The organism is Streptosporangium sp. LJ11, assembly GCF_051918945.1.
Lineage (GTDB): Bacteria > Actinomycetota > Actinomycetes > Streptosporangiales > Streptosporangiaceae > Streptosporangium.
The window spans coordinates 1-12,148 of record NZ_JBPXMB010000023.1; the positions used below are offsets into that span (position 1 = coordinate 1).

5 protein-coding genes are annotated in these 12,148 nt (G+C 70.2%); all 5 read left to right on the plus strand.

All coding sequences use genetic code 11. From position 1 onward, the window contains the following. Positions 1 to 430 precede the first annotated feature (430 nt). The gene (locus tag ACTOQ3_RS30225; protein WP_440086837.1) at positions 431 to 919 is read left to right on the plus strand and encodes a MarR family winged helix-turn-helix transcriptional regulator; all 489 of its coding nucleotides are present in this window, start codon (positions 431 to 433) and stop codon (positions 917 to 919) included. Next, positions 888 to 3,731, plus strand: a complete 2,844-nt coding sequence (locus tag ACTOQ3_RS30230; protein ID WP_440086838.1) for a PEP/pyruvate-binding domain-containing protein — start codon at positions 888 to 890, stop codon at positions 3,729 to 3,731. The genes ACTOQ3_RS30225 and ACTOQ3_RS30230 overlap by 32 nt, the downstream gene beginning before the upstream one ends. Before the next feature lie 313 nt (positions 3,732 to 4,044). Continuing rightward, positions 4,045 to 5,334, plus strand: a complete 1,290-nt coding sequence (locus ACTOQ3_RS30235; protein WP_440086839.1) for an ROK family protein — start codon at positions 4,045 to 4,047, stop codon at positions 5,332 to 5,334. A 203-nt stretch (positions 5,335 to 5,537) separates the two neighbouring features. Continuing rightward, the gene (locus tag ACTOQ3_RS30240) at positions 5,538 to 11,261 is read left to right on the plus strand and encodes a ThuA domain-containing protein (protein WP_440086840.1); all 5,724 of its coding nucleotides are present in this window, start codon (positions 5,538 to 5,540) and stop codon (positions 11,259 to 11,261) included. Between the two features lie 168 nt (positions 11,262 to 11,429). Continuing rightward, complete coding sequence (locus tag ACTOQ3_RS30245; RefSeq protein ID WP_440086841.1) at positions 11,430 to 11,975, plus strand: hypothetical protein; 546 nt, start codon at positions 11,430 to 11,432, stop codon at positions 11,973 to 11,975. The last annotated feature ends 173 nt before the right edge of the window (positions 11,976 to 12,148 follow it).

Here is a 12,148-nt window from a genome sequence, read left to right on the forward strand (position 1 = left end):
CTTCAAGATCCGCGTCTGCGAGGGCACCGACAAGTTCGACGACTGCGGCCGCTGGGGCGACGCCTTCTAACCCCCTCTCCGCACACCGACCCGACACCGACCCGATCGGTCTCCCACGCTCGAACCCGGCCGGCTCCCCAGGGGGCCGGCTTCGTGCTGTACCCGGCCTGTGCCCGGCCTGCATCCCGGCCCTGCATCCCGATGCCGTATCCCGGCGCCGTTCTCACCTCCGCGTCCACTGCCGTGCCGGACGGCACCCCGCGGGGAACCGTGCGTGCGCCACGAACCCGGGCCCCTCTCGCCCGCGGACCGGACACCACGCGAGATCGGCGGAAGGCCGTGGGCTAATTTCATCACTTGTTGACTTCTCCTCCCCTCCGGCTTAGCCTTGCGACAACGCATTAGTTGCATTGATGCAAGGAGTTGTCCGATGGACCCCGTGGACGGCGCGGAGCGCGACCGGCTGGCCGACGACATCGGCGACTTCCGGCGGGCGCTGATCCCCGGCCTGCTGCTCCACATGCTGAACGGCTTCGAGGGCGACGAGCCCTCCATGATCCAGATCGCCACGCTCTACCTCCTCGACGAACCGGTCGCCCCGACGCTCCGCGAACTCGCCGAGCGGGTCAGCCGGTCCGTCTCGGCCACCAGCCGCCTGGTCGACCAGCTCGTACGGCGAGGGCTGGCCGACCGCCGGGAGGATCCCGGCGACCGGCGGGTGCGGCGAATCACCCTCACCCCGGCCGGAGCGGACTTTCTCCGCACGTTCGAGCGCGTCCGGGCCGACGCCCAGCTCGAAGTCACGGCCCATCTGACCGCCGAGGAACGCGAGCTCGTGACCCGGGCCATGACGCTTCTCGGCGAAGCCTCAAGGAGACGACGCACCCATGCCCAAGCCGCTCATCCTGAGATTCGATGACATCGGGGCGGAGATGCTGCCCCTCGTCGGCGGCAAGGCCGCCAATCTCGGCGTGCTCACCACCGCCGGGTTTCCCGTCCCCCCCGGCCTGTGCGTCACCACCGAGGCCTACCGCAGGGTCACCGAGCGAGCCGGGCTGGAGGAGGTGCTCGCGACGCTCGCCACGACGGCCGCCGGGGACGCCCCCGCCCTGAACGCGCTGGCCGCGAAGGCCCGCGAGCTCGTGCTCACCGCGCCGGTCCCCGACGACATCGCGAGCGCCGTACGCGACAGCGCGAACGGTCCCGTCGCGGTCCGCTCCTCCGCGACCGCCGAGGACCTGCCGCACGCCAGCTTCGCCGGGCAGCAGGACACCTACCTCAACGTGATCGGCGCCGACGCCGTGCTGGACGCGGTCCGGCGGTGCTGGGCCTCGCTCTGGACCGACCGGGCCGTCGCCTACCGGGCCGCGAACGGCATCGGCCACGACACGGTGCGCCTGGCGGTGGTCGTCCAGGAGATGGTCCAGTCGGAGGTGGCCGGGGTGATGTTCACCGCCAACCCGGTCACCGGACGGCGGCGCGAGGCGGTGATCGACGCCAGTCCCGGTCTCGGCGAGGCAGTGGTCTCCGGCGCGGTCAACCCCGACCACTTCGTGGTCGACACCGCCACCGGCCGGATCACCGAACGCCGCCTCGGCGACAAGCGGCTGGCCGTACGGTCGCTGGCGGGCGGCGGCGTCGAGCACGTCGAAGCACCCGCGAACCCCGCGGCCTCCCCGGAGTCCACGGAGTCCACGGAGTCCACGGAGTCCACGGAGTTCACGGAGAACGCCTGTGTCACCGACGCGCAGCTGGCGGCGCTGGCCGAGCTCGGTGACCGGGTCGAGCGGCACTACGGTGCGCCCCAGGACACCGAGTGGGCGATCGACTCCGATGGCGTCCTCTGGCTGACCCAGTCGCGTCCCATCACCACGCTCTATCCGATCCCCCACCACGCGGAGCCGCCCGCGGACCCGTTGTCCGTGCCGGGTGACGCGGGCGCGGGGGAAACCGGCGCCCTGGACCCGCGGCGCGGAGGCTCCGAGCCCGGCGGCGCGCGGATCTACTTCTGTTTCAGCCTGGCGCAGGGCCTCTACCGGCCGATCACCCCCATGGGCATGTCGGCCTTCAGGCTGCTGTCGTCGTCGGTGTTCGAGATGCTGGGGATCCCGGTGGCCGACCGGGTGGCCGGTGCCCCCGTCATCGCGGAGTCGGGCGGGCGGCTGTTCTTCGACATCACCGGATTGATGGGCGGCAGGGTGGGCCGCGTGGCCTTCCCGAAGGTGCTCGACGTGATGGAGGCACGGTCGGCGAAGGTGCTGCGCGGCCTGCTCGACGATCCCCGGTTCGGCGTCACCCAGCCCTCGCTCCGCCCGCCCCTGCGCCGGGCGTTCAGGATCGCGTCCCGCTTCCGCGTCCCACAGCGCGCCGTACGGGCCCTGCTCGACCCCGCGTCGGCGCACCGGGACGTGAAGGTGCTGGACGCGCGCCTCCGGAGGGAGCTGGCCGCGCCCGGGGACGCCACCCCGGCCCAGCGTCTCGACCACGTCGAGCGGGTGCTGAGCCACCAGGTCTTCCCCCTGCTGCCGACCGTCGCCCCGGCGGCGGCGGCCGGGTTCGCGATGCTCGGGCTGGCCGCCAAGGCGCTGGGTGACCGGGTCGGGCCCGGCGAGCTGCAGACGGTCCTGCGCGGGCTCCCGCACAACGTGACCACCGAGATGGACCTGGCGCTGTGGCGGCTGGCCACCCGCATACGCGAGGACCGCGAAACCACCTCCCTGCTGCTGGGCACCCCCGCCGCCGAGCTGGCCGAGCGCTTCCGCGCCGGATCGCTTCCCGGCGTCGCGCAGAGGGGCCTGGCGGACTTCCTGTCCGTCTACGGCGTCAGGGCGGTCGCCGAGATCGATCTCGGGCTACCGCGCTGGTCGGAGGATCCGACCCACATCGTCGGCGTCCTCGCCAACTACCTGCGGTTGGAGGACCCGGCCCTGGCTCCGGACGCCCTGTTCGCCAAGGGCGCCGCCGAGGCCGTTCTCATGATCAAGACCTTGAGCGGACGCGCCGGAGGCCTTCGCGGGCGGTTCGTCCGCTTCGCGCTCGGCAGGACGCGGGCGCTGGCGGGTCTGCGCGAGATGCCCAAGTACGCCATGGTGACCGCGCTGGCCGCGATGCGGACCGAGTTGCTGGCCGTCGGCGTCGAGCTGGCGGCGCGCGGGCTGCTGTCCCGTGCCGACGACGTCTTCTTCCTCACCTTCCGCGAGGCCAGGGCGGCCCTCGCCGCGCCCTCCCGGGAGGCCTCGACTCCGCCCTCCCGCGAAGCCCCGGCCACGGCCGGTGCCGCACGACCCGCGCTGACGGACCTCGTGGCGCGGCGGCGCGAGGAGGCCGCCCGCGAGCTGCGCCGCAGGCACGTCCCCCGCGTCCTGCTGTCGGACGGCACCGAGCCGGAGGCCGTCGCCGTACGGACACCGGTGGACGGGGCGCTGACCGGCACCCCGGCCTCGGCGGGCACCGTCACCGGTGTCGCCAGGGTCGTCCTCGACCCGGTCGGCGCGCACCTGGAGCCCGGGGAGATCCTGATCTGCCCCTCCACCGACCCCGGCTGGACTCCGTTGTTCCTCACCGCGGGCGGCCTGGTGATGGAGATGGGAGGCGCCAACTCCCACGGCGCCGTGGTGGCCCGCGAGTACGGGATCCCGGCCGTGGTGGGGGTGAGCGGGGCGACCGAGCACATCACCACCGGCCAGGAGGTCACCGTCGACGGCACCTCCGGCGCCGTCACCGTCACCTGACCGGGCGCGCGACTCGTTCATGGCTCGCTCATGCCTCGCGTCGTTCCCGGCTCGCCCGTGGCTCGCGTCGTTCATGGCTCGCTCACGGCTCGCGGCGGCTCCTTCGCCGCCCTCCCGCACGCACCCCGGCGCCTTCCGGGCGCACCGGCCGGGAGAGTGAAAATTACAAACATAACAACTTGATAACAAAACCCTCACGCCATCTACCTGCGCATGTTCGAAGATGTCAACTCGTTACCTCTCAACAAGGTGCACATCGGACACATGCATGTTAAAAACCCCAATAGTTGATCGCTGAGACAAACGAAAGGCGGTGACTCGCGTGACCCAGGAGTACAACGTCATGTACGCCGCCGGCACCGCCCTACCGACCAGCTCGCCCATGATGCGCCAGACGAACCTCTCGTTGATCTTGCGCCACCTGCGTGACCGCGCGTCCCAGTCCCGGGCCGACATCGCGGAGGTGACGGGACTGCACCGGGCCACGGTCTCCAACCTGGTGTCTCAGCTGATCGACCGACGACTCGTCCAGGAGATCGACATGGAGCACGTCGGCGCGATCGGCCGTCCCCGGCGCCCCCTGGCGCTGCACGGCGCGCATGTCGGCGCGCTGGGTTTGGAGATCAACGTCGACCACATCTCGATTCACGGGTCCGACTTCGGCGGCCGGGTCCTCGTGGAGCGCAGAACCGGCTTCGACGCGATGGCCGGCGGGCCGGACCGCGCACTGCGCGTGCTCGGCAGGATGGCCCTGGAGGCCGTCGAGGAGATGAAGCGGGCCGAGGCCGTCCCCGCCGGTCTCGGGGTGGCGGTCCCCGGCCTGGTCGACGTGGCACGCGGCGTCGTCACGTTCGCACCCAACCTGGGCTGGCGCGACCTGCCGCTGGCGGCACGGCTGTCGGCCGCACTCGGCCCGTGGAGCGTTCCAGTGCTGGTGGACAACGACGCCAACCTCGCGGCCGTGGCCGAGCACACCTCCGGCGTCGCCGCCGGCACCCCCCATCTCGTCTACCTGACCGGCGAGGTCGGCGTGGGCGGCGGCATCTTCGTCGACGGCAAGCTGCTCCGTGGCGCGGACGGCTTCTCCGGCGAGGTCGGGCACCTGCCGGTCGACCCGGGCGGCGCCCGCTGCGGCTGCGGGCGGCACGGCTGCTGGGAGACCAAGGTGGGGTTGGCGGCGCTGGTACGGACGGCCATGCCCGACCATGCCTACCGGCCGGCCGACCTGCCGGTGTCCGACCCCGAGGAGCACGCGACGGAGATCGCCAGAGGATTGGCCGCGGGCGACCGCCGGATGATGGACGCGGTCGCGCAGGTGGGGCGGTGGCTCGGGCTCGGCGGCTCGATCCTGGCCAACCTGTTCAACCCGCGAATGATCGTCGTCGGCGGCTACTTCGCCACGCTCGCCGAATGGCTGCTGCCCCACGCACAGGCGGAATTGGAACGGCTCGTCGTGGCCCGCTCCGCCAACCGGTGCCGGTTCGTCGCCTCCGACCTCGGCTTCGGCGCCGCCTCACGGGGCGCCGCGGACATGGTGATCAACCGGCTCATCGACCACCCGACCCTCATCACGGATCCGCTACCCCGGCTGTCGACCGGCTGACGGGTCCCCCACAAGCCTGGAGGCGGCACCCTCCAGTCACCGCAGTACCCAACCTCATGCAACAAGTGGCACCAGTGCGGCGGCGCGCGCTTTGCCTGACGACCCCCCAAGTCAGGAAAGGGATCATCATGTCACCACGTTCTCGAACGTGGGCCAGGCTCTCGAAGAGCCTGCCGATAACCGAAAACCGCTCCCTACGCCGGATGGCGGCGGCGATGGCCCTGGCCATCGTCGTGCCCCTGATACCCGTCTTCACATTCCTGACGCCGCCGGCGAACGCCGCCGGCGGGCCGGCCCTGGCGTCGTCGGCGAACGCCGCCGACCCCGCCTTCAAGGTCCTGGTCTTCTCCAAGACCAGCGGCTTCCGGCACGACTCGATTCCCGAGGGAATCGCCGCCGTCCAGAAGCTCGGCCAGGAGAACAACTTCGCGGTCGACACGACCGAGGACAGCGCCCAGTTCACCGACGCCAACCTGGCGCAGTACCAGGCCGTCATCTTCATGTCCACGACCGGTGACCCCGTCACCACGCCGGACCAGAAGGCCGCCTTCGAGCGCTACATCCAGAACGGCGGCGGCTTCGCCGGCATCCACGCGGCCTCCGACAGCGGCTACAACTGGGAGTGGTACGGCAAGCTCGTCGGCGCGTACTTCAAGTCGCACCCGGCGACCCAGCAGGCGACGGTCCTCACCGAGGACCTCGCCCACCCGTCGACCTCGCACCTGCCGACCTCGTGGACCCGCGTCGACGAGTGGTACGACTTCCAGGCCAACCCGCGCAACAACGTGCACGTGTTGCAGTCGATGAACCAGAAGTCCTACACCGGCTCCACGCAGGGCATCGACCACCCGATCTCCTGGTGTCAGGACTACGACGGCGGACGCTCCTGGTACACCGGCCTCGGCCACACCAAGGAGAGCTTCGCCGAGCCGAACTTCCTGAAGATGCTCCTCGGCGGGATCAAGACCGCCGCGGGCGCCGAGAAGGCCGACTGCTCGGCCTCGCAGAGCGGCAGCTTCGAGAAGGTCACCCTCGACGACAACACGGCGAACCCGATGATGACCGACATCGCCAAGGACGGCCGGGTCTTCTACATCGACCGCCTGGGCGACGTCAAGATCATCAAGACCACCGGCTCGACCGTGACGGCCGGTCGCCTGAACGTGTTCACCGCCAACGAGAGCGGCCTGCTCGGCCTGGCGCTGGACACGGACTTCGCCACCAACAACTGGCTGTACCTCTTCTACTCGCCGACGGGCCAGAACGTCGACCGGCTGAGCCGGTTCACGGTCAACGGCGACACGCTCGACCTCTCGAGCGAGAAGGTCGTCCTCAACGTGCCGGTGCAGCGGGCCGAGTGCTGCCACCACGGTGGCGGCATGCTCATGGACCACAAGACCGGCGACCTGTGGCTGGCCACCGGTGACAACACCAACCCGTTCGCCTCGGACGGCTACACGCCGATCGACGAGCAGGCCGGCCGGTCCTCGTGGGACGCCCAGCGCACCTCGGGCAACACCAACGACCTGAGCGGCAAGCTGCTGCGCATCACCCCGCAGGACGACGGCACCTACACCGTGCCGGCCGGAAACCTGTTCCCCCCGGGCACGGACAAGACCAAGCCCGAGATCTACGCCATGGGCTTCCGCAACCCGTTCCGCATGGGCCTGGACCCGAAGACCGGCTTCCCGATGGTGGCCGACTACGGACCCGACGCGGGCTCCGCGAGCGCCACCCGCGGTCCGCGGGGCACCGTCGAGTGGAACCTGGTCAGCAAGCCGGGCAACTACGGCTGGCCGTTCTGCGTGGGCGACAACACGCCGTACATCGACTACAACTTCGCCACCAAGGCGTCGGGCTCGGCGTTCAACTGCGCCGCGCCGGTGAACGACTCGCCCAACAACACCGGCCTGACCACGCTGCCCCCGGCGATCGCGGCGTCGATCCCGTACACCAGCGCCACCAACCCGAACTCCTTCCCCGAGCTCAACGGCGGCGCGCCGATGGCGGGCCCGGTCTACCGCTACGACGCCGACCTGCAGTCGACCGTCAAGTGGCCGGCCTACTGGGACGGCAAGGCGATCTTCGGTGAGTGGAACACGAACAAGATGTTCTCGTTCCAGCTCAACGAGGCCGGCAACGCCCAGATCAAGATCAACCAGATCCTGAGCGCCATGAGCTTCAAGCGCCCCATGGACATCAAGTTCGGTCCCGACGGCGCGCTGTACCTGATCGAGTGGGGCTCCGGCTTCGGCGGCGACAACGCCGACTCCGGCATCTACCGCATCGAGTACGTCAAGGGCGTCCGCCCGCCGGTCGCCCGCGTCTCCGCGGACAAGACCGACGGCCCGGCCCCGCTGACCGTGCAGTTCTCCAGCCAGGGGTCGAACGACCCGGACGGCAGGCCGATCACCTACGCGTGGGACTTCGACGGCGACGGCACCACCGACTCGACCGACGCCAACCCCTCGCACACCTACACCCAGGCCGGGCAGTACAGCGCGGTCCTGACCGTCAGCAACCCCGACGGCCTCACCGGCACGGCGAACCTGCCGATCACGGCGGGCAACACCCGCCCGAAGGTGACCTTCGAGCTGCCGCCGAACGGCGCGTTCTTCGAGTTCGGCGACCAGGTGAACTACAAGATCGTGGTCACCGACGCCGAGGACGGCACGATCGACTGTGACAAGGTCCAGATCCAGGCGTACCTGGGTCACGACAGCCACGGTCACCCGCTCGACCAGCACGAGGGCTGCGAGGGCACCATCCAGACGCTGTCCGACAGCGGACACGGCATCGACGACAACCTGTTCTACATCCTTGAGGCCACCTACGCCGACAAGGGTGGCGCGGGCGGCGCCCAGTCGCTGACCGGGCGGGCCGAGGCCATCCTCCAGCCCAAGCGCAAGCAGGCCGAGCACTTCTCGTCGACCGGCCGGGTCGCGGACGGCACGGGCACCGACACCCCCGGCGTCCAGGCCGAGGCCGCCACCGACCCCCAGGGCGGCAACCAGAGCATCGCCTTCACCAACGACGGCGACTACTGGGCCTACACCCCGATCAACCTGAGCGGCATCACCCAGGTGCGGTTCCGGGTCTCCTCGGGCGGCGCCGGCGGCACCGTGCAGATCAAGACGGGCAACGCCGACACCGGGACCCTGGTGGGCTCGGTCGACATCACGCCGACCGGCGGCTGGCAGACGTACAAGGACGTCACGGTCGACCTGACCGACGTCCCGGCGACGACCGGCCCGCTGTTCTTCATCGTGCGCAAGCCGGCGAGCGCGGCCAACGACGCCTACCTGCTCAACGTCAACTGGGTCGACTTCATCGGCCAGGGCGCCACCGACAACCAGCGCCCGACGGTGACCGCGTCGGCGACCCCGGTCACGGGCGTCGCCCCGCTGAAGGTCGACTTCACCTCGACCGCCACCGACCCCGACGGCAACATCCCGCTCACGTACAAGTGGAACTTCGGCGTGAACGGCTCGCCTGAGCCGGCCACCGCCGACGCGAGCCACACCTACAACGCGCCCGGCACGTACACCGCCACGGTGACCGTGACCGACACCAAGGGTGCCTCGACGAGCAAGACGATCTCCATCAAGGTGGACCCGCCGAGCACCGCGTGCCTCACCGGTCGTTCCGACGACTTCCTGGGCGCCGAACTCGACCGGGACCGCTGGTCGGTCGTCCGTGAGGACCAGAACCTCAAGGTCGCGGACGGCAAGCTCGTCCTGCCGACATCGCTCACCGAGATCTACGGCACCGGTGCCGGCACCACGACCAACATCGTCCTCCAGCCCGTGCCGCAGGGAGCCTGGACGGCCACCACCAAGGTCACGCTGAACGCCCGCGACATGTACCAGCAGGCGGGTCTGATCGTGTACGGCGACGACAACAACTACGCCAAGATGGTGCTTCAGGCACGGGGGACCAACGACCACGCCGCCCGCGTCTTCCAGTTCATCCGGGAGGAGAACGGCACCCCCAACGAGGTGACGCAGAGCAACACGGCCAACCTCGGGGACGCCTACCCCGACACGGTGTACGTGCGGTTCATGAGCGACGGCACCAACCTCACCGCCCACTACTCGCCGGATGGGACCACGTTCACGGCGATGCCGCAGACCAAGGCGCTCGCCGGGATCACCAACCCGAGGATCGGCCTGCTCTCCCTGGCGAGCACGGGCACCCGCCCGGTGGTCGACGCGTCCTTCGACTGGTTCCACATCAGCCCCGACGACACCGCGAGCAAGCCCGAGCCGAGCGACGAGTTCGACGGCTCGTCGATCGACACCTGCCGCTGGGACGCGATCGTCCGTGGTGACAGCTCGACCGCCAGGGTCACCGGCGGCAACCTGGAGATCGACACCCAGACGGGCGACATCTTCGGGACCGGCAACTCCGCTCCGAAGAACTTCATCCTGCAGACGGCGCCGAGCGGCGACTGGACGCTGGAGACGAAGATCGACGGATCGGCGCTCAACGAGCAGTACCAGCAGGGCGGCCTGATCGTCTACGCCGGTGACGACGACTACGTGAAGCTCGACTACGTCATGGACAACGCCGCGGGCTCCGCGGTGTCGCGGCGGATCGAGCTGCGCAGCGAGGTCGCCGGAACCGTCCTGAACCCGCAGCCGCAGATCGGCTCGCTCACCCAGGGCGTCTGGCACCTCCGCCTGAAGAAGGAGGGCACCGCCTTCAAGGGGTCCTACTCCTCCGACGGCACCACGTGGACCGAGTTCGCGGAGGCGGTGACCAACACCGCCGTCGGCGACGGCAAGATCGGCGTGTACGCCATCGGCACCTCCCAGCAGGCGTCCAAGACGGTCAAGTTCGACTACTTCCGCCTCAACGGTGGCGGAACGGCCGACTCGACCGCCCCGGTGACCACGGCCACCCCCGACCCGGCCCAGCCGGCGAACGGGTGGTTCACCGGCCTGGTCCAGGTCGCGCTGGCCGGCGCCGACGAGGCTCAGGGCAGCGGCGTCGACAAGACCGAGTTCCAGCTCGACGGCGGCGCCTGGACCACGTACCTGGAGCCGGTGGTCATCACCGGTGACGGTGACCACACCCTGGCGTACCGTTCCGTCGACAAGGCGGGCAACGTCGAGGAGACCAGGACGCTCGCCGTCAAGGTCGACGCGACCGCGCCCGTCACCACCGCGGACTTCCTCCCGGTCGGCCAGGACACCGTGCCGGTGACCCTCGCCGCGACGGACGCGACGTCCGGCGTGGAGAAGATCGAGTACGCCCTCGACAGCGGCGACTGGACGCCCTACACCACGACGGTCGACGTCATCGGTGTCGGCGACCACGAGCTGCGCTACCGCGCCACCGACAAGGCCGGCAACGTCGAGGAGACCAAGGCCGCGACCATCAAGATCGAGGACGGCGCCGAGCCCACCATCCTCATCTCCGGTGTCGCGGACGGCACCGAGTACGGCGACAGCAAGGACCTGACCATCGCCTGGGAGGTCACCGGAACCGGGGTCAAGACCGTGACCGGCAAGCTGGACGGCCGGCCGTTCACGTCCGGGACCGTCCAGCCGCTCCACACGCTGGCCCTGGGCGAGCACACGCTCACCGTCACCGTCGAGACCCAGTCCGGCGGCGTCCACGAGCAGTCGGTCGCGTTCAAGACGGTCACCTCGACCAAGGACATCTCCGCCCTGATCGAGCGCTTCAAGGCGGCCGGGCAGCTGTCCGCCAAGAGCGCCAAGAAGCTTCAGGACAAGATCTGCAAGGTCATGAGGGCCGAGGACAAGAAGCCCGGACCGGACAAGAAGAAGGTCGTCAAGGAGCTCGAGCACTTCATCAAGGAGGTCAAGGACCGGAAGGTCGTCTCCGACCCGACGGTGAAGGCCACGCTTCTGCGTGACGCCAACGCCCTGATCGTCGCGAACGGCGGCAAGCCCGTATAAGTGGGGTCACGGCCCCGACCAGGGGGTGCCGGGCTCTCTCCATGAGCCCGGCGCCCCCGATGGATCCGTAGTCGGGGTGCCCCGCGACGCGGGCACCCCGTTTCGCGCTCCGGCGGCGGCGGGCCCCACCGGACCCGCCGCCGCCGAACCCGGAAGGAAACCACGCCAGTGAACAAGGCCCTGAGATACGCCGCGGCCGTCCTGCTGGCCGGGCTCGGGCTGCTGCTCGGCGCCCCGGCCGCCTCCGCCGCGCCCGGCTCACCCCTCGCGCTGGAGGTCGTCGGGGACGGCGGCCGCAATGTCAACGTGCTCGTCACCTGGAAGAAGGACGGCCGCCCGGTCACCGACATCGTCGCGGCGACCCTGCTCGCGACGGCACCCGACGGCCGTACCTTCGGCCCGATCCCGCTGAAGTCGGCGCCCGAGGGCCAGAACCTCTACAACGCGGCCGAGCCGCTCCCCGTGGGTGAGTGGAAGGTCGCCGTGACCGTCACCAAGCCCGCCGAGGTCCGCAAGTCGGCGACCGTGAAGGCCCAGGACATCGTGCTCCCCAAGGCGGCCGCGCCGGCGTCCACCACGGCACTGGCCGAACGCGCCGCCCAGGAGAACTCGTCCGACGACCTCCCCCTCCAGATCGGCATCATCGCCGCCGCCGCGGTGGCCGCCATCGGGATCATGTTCGTTCTCGTCCGCCGCCGGAACGTGTCCGGCTGACCCGCGGGCCGGAGGATCACCGTGCTCCCGGCCCATCCCATGACGATCGTGTGCGCCGTCATCGAGCACGCCGGTGGGCGCCTCCTCCGGCACGCGAGCCGACCGGATCCGGCTCACGCCAGGCGTGTCAGGGATCTCGTTCCGCCACCGGAACATCCTCCTGCCAGGAGAAG